Source organism: Halostella sp. PRR32, assembly GCF_034808085.1.
In the GTDB taxonomy this organism is placed as follows: domain Archaea; phylum Halobacteriota; class Halobacteria; order Halobacteriales; family Natronoarchaeaceae; genus Halostella; species Halostella pelagica.
Window position 1 is genome coordinate 1 of sequence record NZ_JAXHGL010000113.1, and the last position, 274, is coordinate 274.

Annotated in this window: 1 protein-coding gene; it reads right to left on the reverse strand. The window is 61.7% G+C overall.

Annotation, left to right across the window (positions count from 1 at the left end; translation table 11 throughout):
• Positions 1-274: mechanosensitive ion channel domain-containing protein (locus SM753_RS20585; RefSeq protein ID WP_323192929.1), on the reverse strand; the 274-nt coding region annotated here is incomplete at both ends.

Consider the following 274-nt stretch of genomic DNA (forward strand, 5'->3'; position numbering starts at 1 on the left):
TCGTCCTCGTAGTCGATCCCGAAGACGAACTTCAGGCGGAGCGTCTTCTTCGCGACCGGGTTCTTCACCACGTCGCTCGTCAGGGCGTGGTTCGGCACCGTGAGCAGCTCGTTGTCGAACGTGCGCACGCGGGTGACCCGGAGGGAGATGTCCTCCACGATCCCGGAGTTCCCTTTCCACTCGATCCAGTCGCCGATGCGGAACGGCTTGTCCGTGTAGATTAACACGCCCGCGACGAAGTTCTTGATGACGTCTTGGAGCGCGAAGCCGATCG